This is a genomic window from Hyphomonas sp. UBA3195 (assembly GCF_002366485.1).
GTDB lineage: Bacteria > Pseudomonadota > Alphaproteobacteria > Caulobacterales > Hyphomonadaceae > Hyphomonas.
This window is the reverse complement of record NZ_DEXB01000038.1, coordinates 1-23,565: the sequence shown is the minus strand read 5'-3', so window position 1 is coordinate 23,565 and position 23,565 is coordinate 1. Positions and strand designations below refer to the sequence as shown.

The 23,565-nt window shown below is 58.2% G+C and carries 17 protein-coding genes, 1 tRNA gene and 1 pseudogene; 7 read left to right on the top strand and 12 right to left on the bottom strand.

Features of this window, described 5'->3' with window-relative positions; translation table 11 throughout:
- Window positions 1–68: 68 nt before the first annotated feature.
- Window positions 69–2,405, bottom strand: a complete 2,337-nt coding sequence (locus B2344_RS11610; protein WP_290480237.1) for a TonB-dependent receptor — start codon at window positions 2,403–2,405, stop codon at window positions 69–71.
- 381 nt (window positions 2,406–2,786) lie between these two features.
- On the opposite strand from B2344_RS11610, the gene B2344_RS11605 reads away from it, so the two are divergent.
- Entirely contained in the window at window positions 2,787–5,672 is a 2,886-nt protein-coding gene (locus B2344_RS11605; protein WP_290480236.1) for a TonB-dependent receptor domain-containing protein, read from the top strand.
- A 61-nt stretch (window positions 5,673–5,733) separates the two neighbouring features.
- On the opposite strand, the gene B2344_RS11600 is transcribed toward B2344_RS11605, so the two are convergent.
- A complete protein-coding gene (locus B2344_RS11600; protein WP_290480235.1) occupies window positions 5,734–6,690 on the bottom strand; it encodes an alpha/beta hydrolase in 957 nt (318 codons plus the stop codon).
- Window positions 6,691–6,754: 64 nt separating this feature from the next.
- On the opposite strand from B2344_RS11600, the gene B2344_RS11595 reads away from it, so the two are divergent.
- Window positions 6,755–7,432: a 2-hydroxychromene-2-carboxylate isomerase gene (locus B2344_RS11595; protein WP_290481139.1), complete on the top strand. Its 678-nt coding sequence runs from the start codon at window positions 6,755–6,757 to the stop codon at window positions 7,430–7,432.
- Here B2344_RS11595 and B2344_RS11590 read toward each other — a convergent pair.
- The 3 genes from B2344_RS11590 to cysQ form a co-directional block, all read right to left on the bottom strand.
- A complete protein-coding gene (locus tag B2344_RS11590; RefSeq protein ID WP_290480233.1) occupies window positions 7,401–8,306 on the bottom strand; it encodes a hypothetical protein in 906 nt (301 codons plus the stop codon). The two genes, B2344_RS11595 and B2344_RS11590, sit on opposite strands and share 32 nt — an antisense overlap.
- 115 nt (window positions 8,307–8,421) lie before the next feature.
- Entirely contained in the window at window positions 8,422–9,762 is a 1,341-nt protein-coding gene (glmM, locus tag B2344_RS11585) for a phosphoglucosamine mutase (protein ID WP_290485268.1), read from the bottom strand.
- A 59-nt stretch (window positions 9,763–9,821) separates the two neighbouring features.
- Entirely contained in the window at window positions 9,822–10,610 is a 789-nt protein-coding gene (gene cysQ, locus B2344_RS11580) for a 3'(2'),5'-bisphosphate nucleotidase CysQ (protein ID WP_290485267.1), read from the bottom strand.
- A 136-nt stretch (window positions 10,611–10,746) separates the two neighbouring features.
- Between cysQ and B2344_RS11575 the strand changes: the two genes are divergently transcribed.
- Window positions 10,747–12,366 carry a caspase family protein gene (locus B2344_RS11575; RefSeq protein WP_290485266.1) on the top strand — a complete coding sequence of 540 codons (1,620 nt, stop codon included), beginning with the start codon at window positions 10,747–10,749 and terminating at the stop codon, window positions 12,364–12,366.
- On the opposite strand, the gene B2344_RS11570 is transcribed toward B2344_RS11575, so the two are convergent.
- The 7 genes from B2344_RS11570 to B2344_RS11540 all read right to left on the bottom strand — a co-directional run bounded on the left by B2344_RS11570 (window position 12,363) and on the right by B2344_RS11540 (window position 18,098).
- Window positions 12,363–13,244 (bottom strand): FKBP-type peptidyl-prolyl cis-trans isomerase, encoded by an 882-nt coding sequence (locus tag B2344_RS11570; RefSeq protein WP_290485265.1) that lies wholly within the window; start codon window positions 13,242–13,244, stop codon window positions 12,363–12,365. The two genes, B2344_RS11575 and B2344_RS11570, sit on opposite strands and share 4 nt — an antisense overlap.
- Window positions 13,245–13,325: 81 nt before the next feature.
- Window positions 13,326–14,552 carry a threonine ammonia-lyase gene (locus B2344_RS11565; RefSeq protein WP_290485264.1) on the bottom strand — a complete coding sequence of 409 codons (1,227 nt, stop codon included), beginning with the start codon at window positions 14,550–14,552 and terminating at the stop codon, window positions 13,326–13,328.
- A 70-nt stretch (window positions 14,553–14,622) separates the two neighbouring features.
- Entirely contained in the window at window positions 14,623–15,672 is a 1,050-nt protein-coding gene (locus B2344_RS11560; RefSeq protein WP_290485263.1) for an SO2930 family diheme c-type cytochrome, read from the bottom strand.
- An 11-nt stretch (window positions 15,673–15,683) separates the two neighbouring features.
- Window positions 15,684–16,922, bottom strand: coding sequence for a parallel beta-helix domain-containing protein (locus B2344_RS11555; RefSeq protein ID WP_290485262.1), 1,239 nt, complete (start codon window positions 16,920–16,922; stop codon window positions 15,684–15,686).
- A gap of 78 nt (window positions 16,923–17,000) precedes the next feature.
- The gene (locus B2344_RS11550) at window positions 17,001–17,240 is read right to left on the bottom strand and encodes a DUF1150 family protein (protein WP_034814538.1); all 240 of its coding nucleotides are present in this window, start codon (window positions 17,238–17,240) and stop codon (window positions 17,001–17,003) included.
- A 223-nt stretch (window positions 17,241–17,463) separates the two neighbouring features.
- Window positions 17,464–17,539 (bottom strand) — tRNA-Ala (locus tag B2344_RS11545).
- A 46-nt stretch (window positions 17,540–17,585) separates the two neighbouring features.
- Window positions 17,586–18,098, bottom strand: a complete 513-nt coding sequence (locus tag B2344_RS11540; RefSeq protein ID WP_290481365.1) for a TIGR02300 family protein — start codon at window positions 18,096–18,098, stop codon at window positions 17,586–17,588.
- Between the two features lie 118 nt (window positions 18,099–18,216).
- Between B2344_RS11540 and aroA the strand changes: the two genes are divergently transcribed.
- The 4 genes and pseudogenes from aroA to rpsA all read left to right on the top strand — a co-directional run.
- Entirely contained in the window at window positions 18,217–19,539 is a 1,323-nt protein-coding gene (gene aroA, locus B2344_RS11535) for a 3-phosphoshikimate 1-carboxyvinyltransferase (protein ID WP_290485261.1), read from the top strand.
- 51 nt (window positions 19,540–19,590) lie between these two features.
- Window positions 19,591–20,685 carry an NADH:flavin oxidoreductase gene (locus B2344_RS11530; RefSeq protein WP_290485260.1) on the top strand — a complete coding sequence of 365 codons (1,095 nt, stop codon included), beginning with the start codon at window positions 19,591–19,593 and terminating at the stop codon, window positions 20,683–20,685.
- Window positions 20,686–20,718: 33 nt separating this feature from the next.
- Complete coding sequence (gene cmk, locus B2344_RS11525) at window positions 20,719–21,357, top strand: (d)CMP kinase (protein WP_290485259.1); 639 nt, start codon at window positions 20,719–20,721, stop codon at window positions 21,355–21,357.
- Between the two features lie 146 nt (window positions 21,358–21,503).
- Window positions 21,504–23,183: pseudogene (gene rpsA, locus B2344_RS11520) on the top strand (30S ribosomal protein S1); the annotation flags it as partial.
- Window positions 23,184–23,565: the final 382 nt, after the last annotated feature.

The window sequence follows — 23,565 nt, the reverse complement described above, 5'->3', positions numbered from 1 at the left end:
TAGGGCCTGAATGAAGAAAGGGCGACCCGCCGGGCCGCCCTTTCCGAAAAGATTGACAGGAACTGATCCTAGTATTCGTAGGTCAGCTCGAGGCCAACAAGACGGCCTTTCTTGAGCGGAGCGAACGTGCTGCCACCAGGGTCATTCTGGTAAGGTAGCTGCGTACCGGTCGACCGAGGGGCCGGGAAAGGCAGCTGGGTATCGTTACCCGTCTGAACTTCGTCTAGCAGGTTCTTGCCGTAGATCGACGCGGCGAGACCGTCTATTGGCGTTTCCCAAGTCAGGTTCGCATTCAGCATGTTGGCGGAACGAATCCAACCGAAGTTGCTGTCAGTATATGCGATACGGTCACGATATTGATAGTTCACCTGACCGACGAGGGCACCGGAGTTCCCGAGGTCGATGTCCTTGATGAGACCGACGCCCCAGGTTGCTTGTGGCACGCGGGGGAGGTCGAGTGCGAGATCGCTGTCACCCACGACACCGTCCGCATCCAGATCGAAGAACACGTCATCATAGGATGCATCGATCATGCCGACATTGAACGTGGCGAGCCAGGAGTCTGCGAAGGCGACCCGACCATCCACTTCGACGCCCGTGATGGTCGCATCGGCGGTGTTGATGATGTTCTGAACAACGCCCGATGAACCAGCGGTGTTGACCTCACGCTGCATGTTCTGGATTTCGGTGTGGAACACAGCACCATTGACCTGGATACGACCGTCTTCACTGCTGGTCTTGAATCCAACTTCGAAGGCGTCGACTTCTTCTTCATCAAATCCGAAATCGCCGGTTTGGTTCACGAAGTCGAAGAAGATCGGAATATCGGTGATGCGGAAATTGTAGCCACCGGAGCGGAAGCCTTTGGTGTAGTGACCATAGGTCTGCAAATTGTCGTTCCAGAAGTATTGCAGGCCAACTTTCGGCGTCCAGTTGGACCACTCATTGCCATCACTGAAACCATTAGGCTCCTGTGCCAAACCACCTGTGATCAGCGAGATCAGAGCGTTGGTGCCGTCTGGCGAACAGGTGCCGCCAACAACCGAACACTCATTGCGTGGACGGAGATAGATAACGTCGGCTTCTTTTTCTTCATTGGAATAACGCAGGCCGAGCGTACCGACCAGCTTGTCCGTGAGGGAATAGTCGACGTTGGCGAAGGCGCCCCAGACGGTATGGTCCTGACGGCCACCACCATAGAAGCCCCACGGAATTGTCGCTGGAAGCGTGGCTGGGCGGGTGGTCGGCAGGTTGCGCGTTTCAGTGTAGGCGATTTCTTGCTCGAAATAGTACACGCCAGTCGTCACGTCCGCTTTTCCGAACGTGCCAGCATAGCGCAGCTCGTTGGAGAACTGTTCCTGCGAGAGCTCAGCACCGGAATGAAAGAAGGTGATTGGCGAAGCATCAATGTCGCCGATCGAGTCGCCCGTATAATCACGATAGCCGAAGATGTTGGTGATACGGCCGTTGCCGAAATCAACGTCATAATCGGTACGCAGAGAGCCGAAGACAGTTTCGGATTCTGCCAAGCCTGGCTCGTCAATTGAGAAATCGAACGAGTCGCGGTCGAAATAGCCAGCGTTGGAGCCGGATGGGCCATCACCGCGGCTGTCGGTATACTCGACCTTGCCGAGGAAGGTGAGACGCTCGGTGGGCGTGAATTCCAGCGCGCCGCGATAGGTTGCGGTCTGGAGTTCACCGTGATTGTCGCCATTGTACTGGTTTTCGAAATAGCCGGCGTCGGTTGTGTAGGAGGCGCCGATCTTTCCGTTCAGCACGCCTTCGATCAGCGGGCCGGAGACGTAGCCTTGGACAGTAGCGCTGTTGCCACCACGGTCCTCGTCAACCGGGCCGTCAACTTTCGCACCGATCTTGTAGGTGAATTCATCCGACGGATTGCCCGTGTTCACGACCACAGCGCCGCCAGTGGTGTTGCGACCAAACAGGAGGCCTTGAGGGCCACGCAGAATTTCGATGCTGTCCACGTCGAACAGGTCGATGACCACGCCGCTGTTCACGCCCAGGTAGACACCGTCGATGAAGACGCCGACGGCCGGATCGATCGATGGGATGGACGAGTTCACGCCCAGACCACGAATGGCGAAGTTCGCAGTGCCGCGTGACGTGCCGACATCATCCAGCGAAACGTTTGGGGACGAGTAGGACAGGCTTTCCAGTGTCGTGACGTTCAGCGCGTCGAGCGTGTCGGAGTTGAAGGCCGTAACCGCGACGGGCACATCCTGAACATTCTCGACGTCCTTTTTCTTTGTGGCGGTCACAGTGACCGTTCCAAGTACGCGATCGATTGCAGATTCACGTTCGGTTTCAGCTTCCTGTGCCTGGGCATTGGTCGCAATTAGAAGGACGGCGGAAGCCGTCGCAAACAACGATTGTTTGAGATGCATAGCAGTTTCCTGATTGTAATATTATAGTTCCGGGAGGGTATTTCGGAGCCCGCTCTTGGCGGCGGGTACGATTAAAAATAATCGCTATTTCGCTAGATTCAGCCTCAAATAACGAGTCTGTCGGGGATTGTTTTTTACTGTAACATTTGCGCCACAATCGGGCCGTTTCCGACCAGATATGTTCAGAAATTGTGCAGGTCCGGATCAAGCTTCTAGATACGACAACGTTGTAATGATGGCGTCCCGTAAGGAAGCTGCGGCAATTTGTTGCGCCGCACAACAAAATTACCCTGTTTCCGTCCGGAAGCGAGCATATGCTGCCTGTGAGTGAGACATGAGCCGAACACTAGATTCGGCCGCTCACACCACGGGAGGAAGTATATGAAACACCAAATGAAAATGTGGATAAGTGCGTCTTGCGCTGCGCTGGCGGTCGGTATGCCGGCCGTCGCACAGGAGGAAGACGGGAGCGAGCTGCGCCAGTCGACCGTTACGGTTACTGGCTCGCTGATCGCGGGTACACCGGAAGATGCCGCGCTGCCAGTCGACGTGCTGACCGCCGCTGAATTGAAACTTGAGGGTTCGCCATCAATAACGGAACTGATCCGGAATCTCGGCGTATCGTCGGGGGTTGATGGACAAACCAATCAGTTCGCCTCGAACGGACTGGAGGGTACGTCCAACGTCAACCTACGCGGGCTTGGCCCAGCCAGGACACTGGTCCTGATCAATGGACGCCGCCAGACCTATCACCCTTATGCGATTGGCGAGCAGGCGCAGCTGTTCATTGACACGAACATGATCCCGAGTGCCGCAGTCGGCCGGATCGAGGTGCTGAAGGATGGCGCGGCCGCGATCTATGGTTCGGACGCCATTGCCGGCGTCGTGAACTTCATAACACGGTCAGACCTGGAAGGGTTCGAAATCAGCGCTGACTTCCAGCAATTCGACGGCACCGACGGCGAGTACAACATCAATGCCTCCTACGGCATGCAGGGCGGCAACTGGAACTGGGTCACTTCGGTAGGCTACAATTTCCGTCCGGAAGTGCCACTGCTGGAGAAGGACTGGGCGATCCTGCCTTATGCCGATAATCCGGTCGGCGGCTGGTCCACCCTGTCCAATCCCGGCTATTATGTGCCACTGGGACTTATTGGCGGCCAGGTCGGAGCAATCCAGGGTCCGACCGGCGACCTCGGCTGTGTTGATACGGGCGGCTTCGTCAATCCGGCTAGCGGCCTGTGCAACTTCAACTTCACCCAGTATGACAACCTGGTCGAGGAAGAGGAGCGCTACCAGGTCTTCTCCGAGTACAACCGGACCTTCGGCAATGGCATCGATTTCCACATCGAGGGCCTTTATGGCTACAGCGACGTGCCGTCTTGGAAGACGTCTCCGTCTTATCCGCCGCAGGAGCTTGCGACCCAAGTCGTTCTGGCCTCGCATCCTGGCTTCCAGCAATACATGGCCGACAATCCTGGTCAGTTCCCGGCCGGCACGCTGGCGGCGCTGTTTATCGGCCGTTCGTTTGGTTGGGGCGGTTACCCCGGATCGGATGGCGGACCGCAGGAAGGCTTCCGTACCTATGAGAGTTATCGCGTGGCCAGTGACCTGGCCGGGCAGTTCGACAATGGCATCAATTGGGATGCCGCGCTGAGCTGGTCGACCACGGAAGGCGAGCGGGTGACGAATGACACCTATATCGCTGGCTTCACCGCCGCTCTGAACGGATTTGGTGTCTGTACGGACCCGATCACGGGGAACGACCCGGCGACCGGAACCCAGCCCTATGCGGCCGGCTATGCCGGATCGCTGACGGCCGGTGCCGGCGGGTGTGAATATTACAACCCGTTCTCGAACGCGATTGCTGCCAACGGAATTACCGGTGTCGCGAACCCGAGCTATGTACCAGGCTTGGAAAACACCGAAACGCTGGCCGACTGGCTGACGGACGGTGTCGGCACCACGGTGACCACAGACCTTCTGGTATTTGATGCCTCCATGTCCGGCATGAGCGGCATCCAGGCCGCTGGTGGCGAAGTGGGCTGGGGCGTCGGCATGCAGGTGCGTCGGGAAGGTTATGAAGTCGTTCCAAACGACGTGACGAACCTGACCCTCAATCCGGGCCCGGGCGGCACGGGACCATTCTCCTTCTTGGCCGGTACGACGCCAGTGGATGAGGACCAGACCATCTATGCCGTCTTCGGTGAACTGCAGGTGCCGCTCTATGAGGACATAGATATGCAGGTGGCCATGCGCTACGAAGATTATGGTGGCGATGTTGGCTCGACCTTCGACCCAAAGGTTGCGATCAAGTGGCAGGCCAATGACAACCTCGCCCTGCGAGGTTCGGCCCAGACCTCGTTCCGCGGGCCAACCCTGAACCAGCTGTCCGGCCAGGTCACGACCCTGCAGTTCGTTGGTGCAGCCTCGGCGTTCAAGGCGGTCGACCAGTTCGGCGATGCGGCCCTGAGCCCGGAATCGGCTTTCAGCTTCAATGTCGGCGCCCTGTATGACAACCAGAACGGATTCACCGCGTCGATCGACTACTACAATTTCGACTTCTCGGATCCGATCATTGTCGAAGACCAGTCGTCGATCGTGGGTGCCGCCGTTGCGGCCCTGGCGGCTGGGGACCTGGAGAACCCGATCCTGTCGCGGATCACCTTCACCGACAACAATGGTGACGGCATCAATACAGCCGATGAAATTGCCCGTATCAGGACAAATGTCGTGAACGGCCCGGACATTCAGACGTCCGGCGTGGACGTCCGTGCCGAACAGGTCTGGGACATGAACACCTCAAGCTTCACCCTCGGCGGCGAAGCCAGTTATATCATAGAGTATGATGTGGACGATTTCGACATCGAAGGCGTGATGATTGCCGGCGGTGATCGGGTCGGCCAGTTCAACCGGTCGAATTTCTCCCGCTCGCTGCCGCAGCTCAAAGCCAATATCTTTGGGAACTATGAGCTCGGTGATCACAACTTCCGCGCTGTGATGCGCTACATGGATGCATATGATGATGAGCGTGGCGACCTGACTGGCAACAACACGACGGAGATCGATAGCCAGACCACGTTCGACCTGTTCTACACTTGGCAGTCGACCGCTTGGGACCTCGACCTCGGTCTGTCTGTGGTGAACGTGACGGATGAAGATCCACCATTTGCACAGTTCGATCTGAATTATGATCCCTACACACACAATCCGTTTGGCCGTACATTCAAGATAAGTGTGACCAAGCGTTTCGGCGGCAGCAACTGATTGCCATCGAATGCAGCACTGGGGACGGCCTTCGGGTCGTCCCCTTTTTTATGCCGGGATGTCAGAAGGCGCCAAGTGCCCGGCCAGCTTCAACGCCGGCATCGCGGATAGCAACGCGCACGGCATCTGACAGGGCGGTCATGTTCATGAAGCCATGTACCATGCCCGGATGTTCGCGCACGCTGACGCGCACGCCAAAACTCGCCATCTTGTCGGCATAGGCGAGGCCTTCATCCTTGAGCGGGTCCCATCCGCACAGTACGAAGTGCGCTGGCGGCAGGCCCTTGAAGGCATTCGGTTCTGCGAAGAGGGGCGAGACGCGAGGATCCATTCGTTCGGCATCATTCCCGATATAGGCATCGCGGAAATACTCGAACAGATTGGCTGATATGAAGAAGCCGCCTTCCTGGAAACTCATTTTCTTTGTGCGGATGTCCACAAATTGTACAAGCGGATAGAGCAATAGCTGGAAGGCAGGGCCCTTTTGGCCCGTCCGCAACAATTCCTGAGCCAGAAAGGCAGACAGGTTTCCGCCAGCACTGTCGCCGCTGACCGCCAACCGGTCCGGATCAACCCCGCACGCTTCGGCATGGGTGGTGATCCAGCTCCATGCGGCGAGGGCATCTTCATGGGCCGCGGGAAATTTGTGCTCCGGCGCGAGCCGGTAGTCGATCGCGATCACCCTGGAGCGTGCGCCTTCAGCCAGCCGCTTGCAGATCATGTCATGACTGTCCAGGTCGCCGAGCACAAAGCCGCCGCCATGGAAGAAAATGATTCCCGGACCGGGCGGAATGCCTGCGCCGAGGGGGGTGTAGATACGTGCCTTCATCGGCCCGCCGGGGCCGGGGATGGTGATCAGCGAGATATTTGCCATCTCCGGCGCATCACGCTCGATCGCGCGACTGGCGACATAGAATTGCTGGCGCAGACGATCGACCGAACCTTTCCAGTCTACAGCGGAAAAGTCCGGCATCTGGAATTTGTCCATGAATTGGCGGAAGGTATCATCGAAGCCCATGACAGGCTAAATGGGGGTAAATTCCGGCCTTGTGAAGACGGCAATACGCCGCCAAGATGACGATATGAAAACCATAGACGTCTTCTGGTCGTTTCGTTCGCCCTATTCCTATCTTGCGACCAAGCGCCTTCGCAGCATGAGCAATGCCTGGGATGTACGGGTGCGTCCGCGACCAGTCTATCCGATTGCCATTCGAACGCCGGAATTCTTCTCCGAAATACGGCCGCAATGGGTGCCCTATCTGATGAGGGATATTGTCCGTCTGTCGCAATATCTGGGGCTACCGCTCGGAGCGCTCAATCCGGATCCTGTCGTCATGAACATGATGACCCGCGAGATTTCACCGGACCAGCCGCATATTGGTCGGCTGACCCGAATGGGGATTCTTGCTTGTGAGATCGGCGACGCCGAGGGCTGGGCCTTCATGGATGAGGTCTCCAGCCTGATCTGGTCAGGAGGGGCTTGGACCGAAGGGACTGCTCTGGTTGAAGCTGCCGCGCGTGCAGGGTTTGACCTCGCCGAATTGGACTCTCGGCAGGAAGCAGAGAAGGACCGGCTCGAAGGCTTGATTGCCGAGAACCAGGCTGCTCAGGATCCGCATCATTGGGGTGTGCCGCTGATGGTGTTCGAAGGGGAGGCCTTCTTCGGCCAGGACCGGCTGGATGTGCTGGAATGGCGACTGGAACAGTCTGGCGTGCAGCGCCGGTCATTCAAAAGCTCGACAAGCTCTTTAACTGGCTGAGGTCTCCACCGCTGAAATCCGCAGAGCGAACCATCTCAGCAAATGCGCGGCCCTTGGTCCCCTGGGGCAGGGTTTTCAGCGCGGTTACGGCAGTCGCGCCCAATTGGCACATATCGAGAGAAGCCAGCGCTGACTTCGACGGACCTTCCGGTCCGGAGGCCATTAGGAGTGGCATGATTTGTGGATCCGACATCAGGGACATCGCGACGCCTTGAAGTGCCGCTTCATCGCGAGATGTCAAGTTGCCGTGCTTCACGGGACGCGTTTGGGCGTCTTCAATGGCCAAGAGCGCTATACTGATTGACGCAAACGAATAGTCAGTCAGTTCGGAGCCAAGATCTGCGAGGTCGGACGCAGCGGCCATCTGACCCGACAGGCCTGACGCTGTGTTGAAGTCCTGATATCGGCTGCCGGCACACCAGCGATGCCCGGAACGCGATGCGCTCTTGAGCTGTGAACGGGTCATATCCAGCCAGTCATCGACATGGCGCATATCAGCCTTTGCCAAGTCCGACTTGTGCCGAGCCAATACCTGGCCAGCCTCTTCGATGGCAATTTTCGTATGATCGTATGCGTCGGCTTTGGCGAGCCGCCGATCAAGATTTGCGCGTGCCGCGGGATCGACGCGGCTGAGCGCGGACAGGAATGACCTGGCCGATTTTCCAGAGAACTCCGGATATTCCATCTTTGTGGTGGTGGCGGCGTCTTGCATCCGAGCAAGCGTGTGAGCGCTTCCCGGCGCAGCGTGGTTTGCGGATTGAGGCAAGTTGAGCACAGCGAAGAATGCGCCTGCTACAACGGCCAGGGTGATCGCTCCGAAAACAAGCGTGTTTCCGCCTGCTGATTTTTCCCCGCCTCGCGCGTCAAACGTCATTATACGTCCCCCGATACAATATAGGTTATATGGGGAAAATACTGACAAAGACTTATCGGGACAGAAAAACCGTTTTGCTTCAGAGACTTCGCGCGCGGGTCGCGTCAAATATACTTCAGGCCTCGGCCTGAACTGCAGCGACCACTAGCGAAAGCGCACGGTGCATCAGTTCTTCATCCAGGGCCTCAGCCATGACTCGGATCAGGGGTTCTGTGCCAGATTTGCGTACAACCATACGGCCGCGTTCGCCCAACAGCTCGTCCGCTTGCGTCAGGGCATCGCCCACGCCTGAGCTTTCAAGGGGATTGGAGCCATTGAAGGGGATGTTGACCAATTCCTGGGGTGCAGGCTCAAACACCCGCATGATACTGGAAGCGGGCCGATCACTGGAGGCGAGCGTTTTCAGCACCTGGAGTGCCGCTAGCAGGCCGTCGCCTGTGGTCGAGACGTCGGACAGAATGATATGGCCGGACTGTTCGCCGCCCAGATTGAAACCATGTTGGCGCATATGTTCGCCGACATAGCGATCGCCCACTTTGGTACGGGCGAGGGTGAGATCCAGCCCCTTGAGATATTCGGCAAGCCCCATGTTCGACATGATCGTGGCGACCATGCCACCGCCCTTGAGACGGCCGGCGCGATGAAGTTCGCCCGCGATGAGCGCCATGACCTGATCGCCATCCACTTCTTCACCCAGCTCATCAATCACGATAACGCGGTCGGCATCGCCATCGAAGGCGATGCCAATGTCCGCCCCCGTTTCAGTGACGGTGGATTTCAGCAGGCCGGTGGCTGTGGATCCGACCCCCGCATTTATGTTCAGCCCATCGGGCGTGTCGCCAATGATCGTTATGTCGGCGCCCAGTTGACGCAATGCTGCCGGGCCAACTTCGAAAGCTGCGCCATGCGCGCAATCCAGAACGATCTTCAGGCCGGAGAAATCAATGTCCGTGCCCACCGTTTCAAGGCAGCGCTCCAGGTAGAGAGCGATTGCGCCGTTCATGTGATGCGGCGTTGCAATGGCGGGTGGCGGGGCGAAGTCGCCTTCAAAGGCTGATGCCATGGCGGCTTCCAGAGCCTCTTCTTCGGCGTCTGTGAGCTTGATCCCTGCGGGACTGAACAGTTTGATCCCGTTATCGTCTGATTTGTTATGTGAGGCCGAGACCATGAGTCCGAGGGCGGCCCCGGTCTCGCGGGTCATCAAGGCGACGGTGGGGGTGGGAACGACGCCCATCAGCACGGGTTTGAGCCCCATACTGGTCAGGCCTGCAATCAGGGCTGATTCAATCATCTGACCTGATCGGCGTGTGTCGCGACCAATGACGACTTCGCGGCCGCCATTCGGGGCGAAAGTGCGGGCTGCAGCAATCGCGAGCCGCAACGCGGATTCTGCGGTCATGGGCGGAGTATTCACGCGCCCGCGTATGCCATCGGTTCCAAAATACTGACGTGCCATAATCCGAATCCTTCGCCTGCGATTCTCGCAGGTTTGACGAGAAAAATCGAGATCGGGCCTCAGGTGGGGGTGACGTCGCCATACACGATGAAATGCGGATTGTCGTACCCTCGACCGGTCTTGCCATAGAGCAAGGGTGTCCCTTCTTCGGTCAGGACCCGGCCACCAGCAGCTTCCACAACAGCGTGGCCCGCTGCGGTGTCCCATTCCATGGTACGGCCCATGCGGGGATAGAGGTCAGCTTCTCCGGCAGCAATCAGGCAGAATTTCAGCGAAGAGCCTGCACCAACTGTCTCGGCCACATTGAACTTGCCGAGCCATTCGTCGGTTTCGGGCGAGCGGTGGGATTTGGACGCCACGGCGGTCAGGCCAGCCTCGGGCGCGGGCCGAATCTTCAGCGGTTCGCGGACCGTTGGCAGCTCGCCACCGGGTTCAGCCGTGGCTTGCCAGGCGGAATTGTGGCTTTCTGCAATAAACAGCCGGCTCTTGGCTGGCGCATACACAACACCCATGACCGGGCGGCCATGTTCGATGATCGCCACATTGACCGTGAATTCGCCATTCTTGTTCACGAATTCCTTGGTGCCATCGAGCGGGTCGACCAGCGCAAACCGATAACCATGTTCGGGCACCTTGCCTTCACTGAAGGATTCCTCGGCCACAACGGCGAGATCAGGCTCCGCCTCCGCAAGACCTTTCAGGATAAGTTCTTCCGCGCGTTGGTCGGCTTCAGTTACCGGTGACGCATCGCCTTTTCGTTCCACGCCGAAGTCGCTCGCATAGATATCCATTATGAGCTTGCCGGCATCGAGGGCAATCCGGCCGAGTTGGTCCGCAGTAATCGTCACTTTGTAGGGTCCCCTGATCAAATTCCGGCCCTTCCTGTCAGTCGCTCCGGGTTGAAGCAACCCAAAAATGCCCGCGGCGTTGACGCAGCAGGTTCGCGTCGGCAGACTTGGTGCTCGGTCGTCAAAGAGGGTGAAGATGATCTCACGTCGACACATGATGCTTCTTGGAGGCGCTGCTGCCATGCCGTGGCCCGGGCAAGCCCAGGAATCGCCTGCAAAGCCTCGGATTGCCCTGGTCATCGGGAATGCGGCCTATTCCAGTGGAATTGGTACATTGGCAAATCCGATCAATGATGCAGAGCTCGTGGCGCAGGGGATTGCAAATTGCGGCTTTCGACTCGTGTCAGGTGACATTGTCCGCGATGCGGACCGCTCGATCATGATGGCCGCGATCCGGGAGTATGTAGACGTGCTGAATCACGCAGGCCCTGATGCGATGGGCTTTTTCTATTATTCCGGCCATGGCGCGGCCAGAGAGAGTGATGGAAACTACCTGATCCCGGTGGAAGAGGCGGATGTGCTTGATGATGCACTGTGGGATGATTCGGTTTCGCTCGACTGGCTGATGCAGAAACTCGACGCGCTGGACGCCCCAAGCGTCGTGGCAATCGATGCCTGTCGAAATGTTCTGCAGCTTCCAGAGGCGCAGCGTTCGCTTGGCGGCGGCGAATCCTTCCGGGGACTTCGTCGCACTGCCGGGGGAGCGGGGGAGCGCAACATGTTCCTGTCCTTTGCAACCTGGGAAGGCGAAACGGCCAGCGATGGTCGCGCAGATGACGGGAATGGACCTTATGCCAGCGCGCTCAGTACGCGCCTGAGCAAACCGGCAACTACCGTTCGGGACATGTTCGAACAGGTGCGCCTTGATGTATTGGAAAAGACTTTGCAGCGTCAGGAGCCCATGAATCTTTCGCGGCTGCAACGGCGGTCTTCTGACATCAAGATTGGCTCCTGGGAGTTGGATCGGGTCGAGATGACGCCGGGGGGAGCACGCTGGCCGCTCCGACAAGCCCTGGTGATTGCGAATTCGTATTCAGAATCACAGGCCTTCTCGCTGTCTGGTACACATGCTGACGGCGAGAAAGTCCGCGCGGCGCTGGAAGCCAGCGGGTATAGTACGGTGTACATTCCGGACACTGAGTATCCGGAATTTTTCAGTCATGTGGATGCTTTCATTGATCGCTTGAGAGTTGCCGGGCCGGCTGCCGTGGGGCTTGTCTACTTTGCGGGATACGGCACCGATATTTCGGGGGACAATTATCTCATGATGGAAGGCGAGCTGCCGGGTAATGAGATCGAGGCGGTAAAGTCATCGGTTCGACTTGGTGACCTGGTTGCGCGTCTGGAAGGTTCATCCGCCCAGGCGATTATGGTTTTGGCGGATTGCGGGCGTCCATTTAATGGAATGGGTCACAGGGGCGGCGACCCTAGCTTCAACGAAGATTTTGGTCGGGACAATGTGGTTGTCGCATATGCGGTTGCACCGGGCAACCATCGTTTGAACCCGCAGACGGATTCGGAATTCGCCGGCTCCTTCTCCCGGATAATCCAGTCTGAGGACCGAATTGACATCGAAACGGTCATGCGTCGCGTCGCATTGGATGTTCAAGCGCGCACGGACGGGGCGGAACGGCCCTGGTTCCAGACGTCTCTGGACCTGCCGATATTCTTTCGGGCGGATATCCGTCCAGAGGACGAGACAACACGGACGGGGCCGGAGAACACGTATGCTCCGCCGTCAGACCCGTACCCTTAGTTGCTCTTTATGACGTCCAGCAGTTCGACTTCGAACATCAGGTCGGCATTTGGCGGGATTGGGCCGCCCGGTGTGCCTTGCGCGCCATAGGCGATATCTGAGGGGATATACATCAACCAGCGATCACCCGGCTTCATCATGGCGAGCGCTTCTACCCAGCCGGGGATCAGGCGATTGGAAGGGAATGTTTCCGGTTGCCCGCGCTGAAAGGCGCTGTCGAACATTTCGCCGGTCTCCACAAGGCGGCCTTCATAATAAACGGCGACCATCTCGCCATTTACCGGGCTCTCGCCAGCGGTATCCCCGCTTTCCAGCACGACGTATTGCAGACCGGACTCCGTTTTCAGCACTTCCGGCAGCTCTGGATTCCACGGTGTGTGCTTTTCCCACGCTTCGGTATCGGCGGATTTAGGTTCCATCACTTCGACCAGTTCAACCTGGAAGACGAGATCGTCACCAGCCTTGATCACGTCACCGCGATTGCGATTGCCATAGGCCAGAGCGTTCGGAATGTAGAACAGGTAGACGTCGCCTTCAGTCATCTGTTGCAGGCCCTGCGTCCAGCCCGGGATGACCTGATTCAAGCGGAACATGGAGGGTGAGCCGCGATCATAGGAGGAATCGAATTTGTCTCCTCCCGCTGTGCGGCCCTCATAATGCACGCGCACCATGTCTGTCGGAACAGGACTGGCACCGCCATCGGGGCCTTCTTTCAACACGATATACTCCAGACCACCCAGGCCGGTTTCCACGTCAGAACGCTCGGCGTCCCAAGGTAGATAGGTTTCAAACATTGTATCCAGGTCAGCGGTGTCGGGAGTGCCGCCGCAGGCAACAAGCAGCGTGGCCGCGAAGGCTGCGATTATGGTCCGGATCATGTGACTCTCCAGTTGGCTGGGATGTTGAATCGGGTTTAGTCAGGTCTCGCCTCCAAGTCACCTTGGCTGCTGATATATCGATCAAAGTGAGCGCGGAGGATAGCCTGCCTGCGCCAATGCATCGATCACTTCCTGCGTATGCTGTGCGTCGCGCGTCTCGATCAGAATATCGAACTCCGCCCCCTTGGCGGGCACATCCAGCGCGATCCGATTGTGCGCAACTTCCATGATGTTGGCACCCTGGTCGCCAATAATCTTGGAGACGAGTGCGAGCAGGCCGGGCCGGTCGTCGCCGATAATCCGGATGGAGGTCAACCGGTGTTCCCGGACGAGGGCGCGTGTCAGCACTGAGGACAGCAAGCGCGTGTCGATGTTGCCGCCGCAGAGCACCAGACCGACCTTGCGGCCTTGAAAGCGGGCGGGATGAGCGATCAGGGCTGCGAGGCCTGCCGCGCCTGCGCCTTCGGCAATGGTCTTCTCGACTTCCGCGTACAGCGTGATGGCGCGCTCAAGATGTTCTTCTTCAACGAGGACGATGTCGTCGACCAGTTCGGCGCAGATCTGACGGGTCAGTTCGCCCGCTTCCTTCACGGCGATGCCTTCTGCGATGGTCGCGCCTCCGGTTTTTGGCGTCTCACCACGAAGAGCGGCATGCATGCAAGGATACATGGCCGCCTCTACGCCGATGATCTGGATGTCCGGCTTCAGGGCTTTTGCCGCAATGGCGATACCGCTGATCAGTCCGCCCCCGCCAATCGGAACAACCAGCGTGTCGAGATCAGGTTGAGCTGCCAGCATTTCCAGTGCGATCGTGCCCTGGCCCGCGATGATGTCCGGATCATCAAATGGATGCAGGAAGGTAAGATTGTCGCGCTCGCAAACCTCCATGGCATACTGTTTGGCTTCATCGAAGATCAGCCCCTCCAGCAGGACGCGTGCGCCGTGGCTACGCGTATGCTCGACCTTGCTGAACGGGGTGGTCTTGGCCATCACGATGGTTGCCGGAATGCCCAAGCGTCGCGCATGATAGGCCACGCCCTGAGAGTGGTTGCCAGCAGACGCCGCGATCACGCCGCGTTGCTTCTGGTCGTCGGTCAGTTTCGAGAGCTTGTTGAGCGCGCCGCGCTCCTTGAAGGCCGCGGTGAATTGCTGGTTCTCGAACTTCACCCACACTTCTGCGCCGGTAATATGAGACAGGGTCCGAGACAGGTTCAGCGGTGTGTGAACGATCTGGCCTTCGAGCAGGCCGGCGGCCGCTTCGATATCGGACAGGGTCACGGGAAGGTCTGTTGTCTGGGTGTCGGGCATGATGAGCCATTCTTTAGGGTGCAAAACGCGCGCACCCTATGCTCGCGCTCCGGCAAGGGCAAGGCTGGAACTACTCCTGCCCGTCAAGGCTTTCAATCCACTCCCTGACCAGCGAGAGGCCGTCTTCATCAATCACGCTGCGGCCGAGTTCCGGCATGGCGATACCCGTTTCGTCAGAGGCCATGCGGAAGACCAGGATCGACTGGTCGGGCTGCCCCGGTTCGACGACCATGCTTCGTCCGCCTGAGCCGCGCCCGGCGGCAGTCGGATGTTTGCCGAGACCAAGCTTTACAGGCTCGGTTTCGGTCCAGCCGAGCCAGAGGCCGGAATTGGAAGCTGATCCATCGGCCTTGTGGCAGTGGGCGCAGTTTATATCCAGATATGCGCGTGCGCGGGGCTCGACAGGAAGGCTCGCATCCCAGACGGGAGGGACCACGGGTGGATGAGCCGGGACACCATCGATTATGCTGCGGGCCTGCCAGTTGGAGAGTTGGCTGAAACCTGTCGGCCCGTCATGATTCAGGTTTCGCGCTTTTGGCCCGATCGGTAGAACCGAATCTCCGCTTTGGTGGCAGGTCTTGCACTGGTTCTTGTTCGGTACAGCGTAGCGAATGCCCAGAGGCGTTCCGGAAGGATCGATCATGTCGATATTTACTGTTTTGCCCGCAGGCGCGTAGGTCGCCTCGGTGCCAGACTCGTTCCAGATGTAAGGAAACGCGGCCCAACCACCTTTCTTGTGAATCAGGAGCCTTGTCTCCACCTTGTACCGATCTGCGTCGGGCGTCCGCATGTCCGGCGCGAATGAAAAGGTTTTTACCAGTACGGTACCGACAGGAAAGCTGAAGACATCCTTGTCCGAGTAGACTGCCTGTTCGCCACCGGGCACAAAAACAAAGCGATGTTTTACAGCGTGGTCGGAGAAGAGGGGATTTACGAGGTCATATGCCAAAACCTCTTTTGCGGGCGTCGCAGCGGTACTGTCTGTAAACAATCCGTATTCTGATAGCGTTTTGGCGGGTGTGTCGCTCAGTATTGTTTCGAGTGATGGCGCGACCGTGTGATCATGACCGCCACAGGCTGATACCAGCAGGCAGGCAAGCAGAGAAAGGCGCGCAATCATCGTAGCGCCCGCTAGTTTTCATCCTGTGGCAGTACGACTGCCGATGGCTGCTCCACCGGGGTAGCGCCGGGACGCTGGTTGGATGGGGCGATGCTGGCTGGATCGGCTGGATATTTGCCAATGCCCAGATCGATGAAGCCGACAGACTCATCTTCCTGAATTGCGATATTGGTTGTCGGAACACTGCCGCCTTCCCATGCGACCACGCCATCGCTGACGATTTCCGGCAGAATGCCTCCCATGGCTTCGGCTATGGGTTGCAGCATGCCTTGGGGGTCGTCGCCGCCGCCAGAATAGGAGTTGCCAACCAGGACGACATCACGAGGAACAGGGTTGTATGTTTTGTCACTGAAGGGTTCAGGATAGGCTGTCATCAGAATATGCGCCGAGCGATTGTTTGAAAAACTGTTCGAAAACACGTGCACGTTTCGGTTGGCCATGATGATGACGCCCGTTCCGGATGGCACGCCTGCCACGATGTTGCCGGCAGGGGAAAAATTACGGGTGTTGTTGTTGATGATCTGATTATCGAAGATGCGCGTCGAGTGTCCGCCCGTTTGCGGCAGGTCAGGCAGATCGAAAACAAGAATGCCGCCAGTATTGTGCTGAGCAATATTTCCGTAAACGTCCGCATTCATCGAATTTTCTATTTCGATGCCGGCAACATTGTACTCGGCGACCGAATTGCGAACGATGATGTTCTTGGACTGGCCGACATAGATACCCGCATCGGATGCACCGCGTACAACAACCCGTTCGACAAGCACGTCTCGTGATTCGACCGGGTATACGCCGTATGCGCCATTGGTTTCATCGGGATCTCCAGACCATTCCACGATCAGGTCACGATAAGTGATCCGGTCCGCTCCTTTGGATTTGATGCCGTCGCCCTTGGTATCTCGAATCGAGAATTCAGCCAGCGTGACATTGTCCGAAGTAACCAGAAGGCCCTCGCCAGCGCCGGTTTGACGGGAAAAATCGAGTATCGTCTTGTCCGATCCCGCGCCAATGACGGTGATGCCGTCCACGTCGAGGGAAAGGCCGGTTTCAAGTTGGAAATGGCCTTCAGGAAGTTCGACAGTGCTGCCAGGGACAGCCTCAATGAGGGCTGTCTGCAAATTCCTGGCAAAGTCGCCTTCGGTCGAGACAGTGCCAGCGGCGGGGGCGGCATCATCTTTCGGTGCGGCCTCGCTGCACGAGGCCAGTGCGGCAATACTCAAACACACAGAGCCCAGAATAATGCGTTTCACGGTCCAACCCTCCCCTTGGTTTGAATCGAATTTCATTCCAAGGAGAGGGAAAGGCAAGTATTAGTTTGAAATCGTATCCTAGTGCACGCTCAAGGGTTTGAGGTCGTGCGACCGGGCGGCAGCAAAGGCGGCTTCGCGCCCCTGAACTACGGCTAGGCGGACTCCGTCGGCAGATGCCACGACGAACAAGTCTTCAGGTTCGTCGATCTGGTCGATGGCGTTCGCGGGAAGGATCCCCGAAAGCTCTCCGGCATCAAGATGGCGGATATATACGAAGGCATCGTTTTCAAACGGGTTCGTTTTCAGTTCTGTTGTCATCGCTCCAATCCTTTCCGTCGCAAGAGACAGACATGCCGAACGTCGGAACGATCTGTTCCACTGTTCACAATAAAGGTGGGGGATAAAGGTTCCCGTTCAAGGCCGACATTGGGGCATCTTGAAGGCATCGCATCACGATGATGTGCTGCTGCGCAGCCGGAATATTCATGAGAGGTTCAGGAAATCGACTTCCGCGCGAGCCAGATTTGCACAACAAGGAAAATGGTGGAGCCAGACGGAATCGAACCGACGACCTCTTGCATGCCATGCAAGCGCTCTCCCAACTGAGCTATGGCCCCGAACCGGAAACGACGCAGTTACATCCGCCGCTTCCGTGATTCAAGTTTATTTTTCATCATCCTCGTCATCGAGTGGCAGATCGTCGTCATCTTCATCATCGCCATCGGCGTCGATTTCGAAGTCGGTATCGTCGTCGTCATCCAGCAGGACGTCATCGTCATCATCGTCGACACCCTCCTCGTTGAAGCCGGCAGGAACCTTGGCTGGTGTGTCGCCGTCCTCGTCGTCTTCGGATGCGCCCTCCAGGATCACTTCTTCTTCGTCGCCGCCAAGCTCTTTGGCAGCTTCCTCGTCGACTTCATCATCCTCGTCGTCATCATCATTTGCACGGGCGGCTGAATCGTCCTCGTCCTCATCATCCTCGTCATCATCTTCGGTCTTGACTGCGGCCTTGGCGGCCTTGGCCTTCACCTTTGTGATCGTGGTGCGGATGACTTCGTCTTCCGGGTCGAACTCCTCGCCGCATTTTGGGCAGACGCACGGACGTTTGTTGAGGTCGTAGAAGCGTGCCTCGCAGGACGGGCAGACCTGTTTGGTTCCAAGTTTGTCTTTCGACATGGGAGACAGCCTCCTTTAAGTCTTCTCTGAATTTGATATGGCCGGGCGCTTGCCATGAACGCCTCACGCTGTCAAAGCCCCATTTCACGTCGTCAATCAACCACGGAATGTACCTGAAATGGTCTGGACCAGCCGACCCGTAAAAAGTCTCAAGGGCGTTATACGTGCGCCGGGTGATAAATCCTGCTCTCACAGGGCACTTATCTTCGGGGGGCTCGCGGCAGGAAAGAGCCGGTTTACCGGGCTTCTGGAGGGCGAAGATGTGCTCCGCACGGGCTGGGCAATGGAGGCCCTGGGTGCAACGGTAAAACAGACGGGGCCGGGCGCCTGGGACGTTACCGGTGTCGGAAAAAAAGGACTGACTCAGCCGACCAGAGTACTGGATTTTGGCAATTCGGGCACGGGTTCGCGCTTGATGATGGGGTTGGTGTCCGGCTATCCGATCAATGTGGAGATGACCGGGGATGAGAGCCTGCGCTCACGCCCCATGAATCGTATCCTGAAACCCTTGCGCCTGATGCGGGGCCTCGACACGGCCGGGCCGGATGGTCAGTTGCCCTTCGCGATTGTCGGGACCGAAAGTCTCAAGGCGATCACTTATGTGCCGCCTGTTGCGTCGGCTCAAGTGAAGTCGGCCGTAATGCTGGCGGGACTGAACGCAGAAGGCACCACCATTGTCGAAGAAGCGCGCCAGACGCGCGACCATACCGAACGCATGCTGCGCGGCTTCGGTGTCGAGGTTGGCACTGAGCGGATTGGAAGCGAAGGCGTCCGTGTTTCACTGGCGGGTGGACAGGTGTTGTCAGCTATTGATGCGGCCATTCCAGGAGATCCGTCTTCCGCCGCCTTCCTGGTCGCGGCCGGTATCCTCTCGTCACAGGGCGATGTGATGGTTGAGGGTGTCATGTCCAACCCTACGCGTTCTGGCTTCTATGATGTTGCAAACCTGATGGGCGCGCATTTGGGCGCGGAAGAATTGGGCGATGCTGCTGGCGAGCGGCTGATCAACTTACATGCAGGGTCGGCGCATCTCTCGGGCAAGGCGGTGCCGGAACGTCTTGTGCCTTCGATGATTGATGAATTCCCGATCCTTGGTGTCATGGCGGCCTTTGCTGATGGCGAGACGATTGTAACCGGTGCCGAAGAACTTCGCGTCAAGGAGTCGGACCGGATAGGTGCTGTTGTTGCCATGCTGCGTGCCAATGGGGTTGAAGCCGAGGAGCGCCCGGACGGGTTCTCGGTCCAGGGCTGTGGCGGTCCGCCTCCGGGAGGTGGTCTGGTCGAGACACGTCATGATCACCGGATTGCAATGAGTGCGCTGGTCATGGGAACGGCGTCTCAGGAGCCTGTGCGTGTTGACGACATCTCGATGATCGCGACGAGCTATCCGGACTTCCTGAGCCATATGGCGGAGTTGGGCGCGGAAATCTCGGAAGGCTGATTTCCGCAGGGTGAAAATTGACCAGACCCGATAAGCGGGCATCTTGATCGTATGACAGACCTCAATTCCCCCCTGATTCTCGCGCACGGCCCAGCCCTGAAAAACCGGTTCATGCTGGCCCCTCTCACCAATCAACAGAGCCATGCTGATGGCATGCTGAGCGCCGACGAGATCCGTTGGCTTTCGATGCGCGCCGAAGGCGGCTTTGGCCTGACCATGACGGCGGCGGCGCAGATCGATCCTCACGGTATCGGCTTTCCGGGCCAGTTGGGTTGCTATGATGACGCCCAGTTGCCGGGACTTCGCGAACTTGCCGCGAATATCAATGCCGCAGGCAGCCATTCAGTGGTGCAGTTGCATCATGCAGGCATGCGCACGCCGCACGAATTGATCGAGGGGCAGCAACCAGTCTGTCCGTCTGACAATGAGGAATTCGGCGCGCGGGCGATGACGCTTGCTGAAGTGGAGCAGGCGCGCGATGATTTCATCGCAGCGGCGGTCCGGTGCGAAGCAGCAGGTTTTCATGGCGTGGAAGTGCATGGGGCGCATGGATACCTGCTCTGCCAATTCCTCAGCGCCGAGATTAACAAACGTGATGATCACTACGGGGGCAATCTGGAAAACCGGGCCCGTTTGACTTTCGAAATCACAGACGGCATCCGCGCAGCCTGCGGGGACGATTTTTCGGTCGGCCTGCGACTTTCGCCGGAAAGGTTCGGCATGGACCTTATGGAGGTTCGTGAAGTTGCACGGCGGGTCATGGCCGAGGGTCAGATAGACTATGTTGATCTCTCACTGTGGGACGTGTTCAAGACGCCTGTTGATGAGGCCTACCAGGACCGGCGGCTCGTCGACTGGTTCACCGATTTGGAACGGGGCGAGGTTCGGTTGGGCGCGGCCGGAAAGCTGACCACAGCTGCGAAATGCCGTGAAGCGGTTGGGGCTGGTCTTGATTTCGTTGTGGTCGGTCGGGGGGCGATCTTGCACCATGATTTCCCAGAACAGGTATTCGCCAGTCCGGATTTCGAGCCGACGACGCTACCGGTTTCGCGTGCGCATCTGCGCCAGGAGGGGCTGGGCGAGAGCTTCATCGACTATATGAGCGGGTGGAAAGGGTTTGTGGAAGCCACGGCAGCCCCGGCTTGACTTGCCCCTTGAGATCGCTCACTTCCCGCCCCGATGATTATCGCCATTGATGGAACTACCGCGTCGGGCAAAGGCACGATCGCAAAGCGGCTATCAGCCCATTACGGCCTGCCGCACATGGATACAGGGCGACTGTACCGCGCAACCGGTGTTGCCGCGATGCGTGCCGGGGTGGCGCTGGATGATGCAGACGGCGTCGCAATGGTTGCCCGCAGCCTGGATCTTGCCGATTTCGACGAGGCCGACCTCCGCACAGCTGAGGCAGGCAAGGCAGCGAGCGTGGTGGCGGCGATCCCGGAAGTGCGCCGGGCTCTTTTTGACCTGCAAAGGGCTTTTGCAACCCAGCCTATAGGTGCCCTGCTCGACGGCCGGGATATCGGGACGATCATTGCACCGGAAGCGGATGCGAAGCTCTGGGTAGATGCCAGTGTGGAAGTGCGCGGTGCGCGGCGCTGGAAGGAGCTTTGCGGGCAGGGAAGCGATATCGCCCTCGAAACGGTGATCGAGCAATTGCGCGTTCGCGATCAACGGGACCAGTCTCGTATAGACGCCCCGGCTGAAATGGCGGCAGATGCTGTCTTGATAGATACGACCGACCTGACTATAGAAGCCGCAGTGGAAAAGGCGATTGCGGCTGTTGAGGCAGCGATGGCCCGTGGAAACCGCGCCTGAAGGGGCTGCTCTCACATTTGAGAGACCTCAAATCCAAACAGGCCGCACCACTTCAAATGAAAGAGACCACGCTCTCGGGTCGTTCTGAGCAGGCTGCAATAGTGCACGCCTGCCTCGAGCCGTTCGACCCGCCCGAAGGAACCCAAATGTCAGATAACTTCAATCCCTCGACCGACGATTTCGCAGCAATGTTTGAATCGTCCACGGCCGCCAGCGCAATGCAGGAAGGCCAGGTCATTCCGGCCACCGTCATTCGTATCGACAATGACGCCGTGCTGGTGGATATCGGTCTGAAGACCGAAGGCCGCATTCCGGTCAAAGAATTCTCGATGGAAGACAAGGAGCCGGAAGCCGGCGACATCGTTGATGTCTACCTTGATCGCATTGAAAACGCCCTTGGTGACGCCGTCCTGTCCCGTGACAAGGCTCGCCGCGAAGAGCGCTGGATCAAGCTTGAAAAATGCTTCAACGCCGAAGAGCCCGTCAAAGGTGCTATTTCCGGCCGCGTCAAAGGTGGCTTCACGGTCGACCTCGGCGGTGTGAACGCCTTCCTTCCAGGCAGCCAGGTGGACATCCGCCCGGTTCGCGACGTTGGCCCACTGATGGGCGAAATCCAGCCATTCCAGATCCTCAAGCTGGACCGTGCTCGCGGCAACATTGTTGTCTCGCGTCGCGCAATCCTCGAAGAGAGCCGTGCCGAACAGCGCGCAGAGATCGTTTCCGACATGGCAGAGGGCGACGTCCGCAAGGGTATCGTCAAGAACATCACCGATTATGGTGCGTTCGTTGATCTGGGTGGTATCGACGGCCTCCTGCACGTCACCGACATGAGCTGGAAGCGGATCAATCATCCGTCGCAGGTTGTGGAAGTTGGTCAGGAAGTCGAAATCCAGATCATCAAGATCAACCCTGACACCCAGCGTATCTCGCTCGGCATGAAGCAGCTTGGTTCCGACCCGTGGGATGGCATCGACATCCGTTATCCGGTTGGTGCACGCCTCAAGGGCCAGGTTACCAACATCACCGATTACGGCGCCTTCGTGGAGCTGGAAGATGGTGTCGAAGGCCTGATCCACGTCTCCGAAATGAGCTGGACAAAGAAAAACGTCCATCCGGGCAAAATCCTCTCGACCTCTCAGGAAGTCGACGTGGAAGTTCTGGACGTCGATTCCGAGAAGCGCCGCATCTCGCTCGGCCTGAAGCAGACCATGGACAACCCATGGACCGCATTCCTCGCAGAGCATCCGATCGGTACGGAAATCGAAGGCGAAGTTCGTGGCATCACGGAATTCGGTCTGTTCGTTGGCCTCGGCCCGGACCTCGACGGTATGGTGCACATCAACGACATCGCCTGGGACAAGTCCGGCGAGCAAGCCATTGAAGCCTTCAACAAGGGTGACATGGTCAAGGCGAAAGTCCTGGACGTTGATGTTGATAAAGAGCGCATCTCGCTCGGCATCAAACAACTGTCCGGCGATCCGATCGAAGCACCTGCAGATGGCGGTTCCGGCGTGAAGCGCGGCACGATTGTCACCTGTACTGTCACCGAGATCACCTCGGGCGGTATCGAAATCGAGTTCGGCTCCCCGGCGATGAAATCCTTCATCCGTCGCTCCGATCTGTCTCGTGATCGTGCAGACCAGCGTCCTGAACGCTTTGCTGTTGGCGACAAGATCGACGCAAAAGTGATGTCGGTGGACCGTTCGTCCCGCCGTGTTTCCCTGTCCATCAAGGCCCTCGAAATCGCCGAAGAGGCAGAAGCCGTTGCACAGTACGGATCGGCAGATGCCGGTGCGTCGCTCGGCGATATCCTCGGTGCAGCGCTGGCTTCGTCCGGAACGTCCAAGGAAACCTCGGAAAAGGTCACCCCGACCCCGCCGAGCACGGACGGCGTGGCCACGGCTGACGCGTCTGCGCTGGACGAGAGCGGCCGCCTGTCCGGTCCTCAGGGCGATGCTGACGATCTGAAGCAGATCAAGGGCGTCGGTCCGGCGTTCGAGAAGAAGCTGAACGAAGCTGGTATCTACCACTTCTGGCAGATTGCTGCGCTGACGGATGCTCAACTGGCTACCCTCGAAGAGGAAGTTGGTACGTCCGGCAAAGGCGCTGAGTGGAAGGCCCAGTCGGAAGAACTGGCCAACGCCTGAGGCGGCTGATCCGGTCTCCGGATCAGTATTCTAAAATTGATGAAATGTTTGCGGCGGGGGC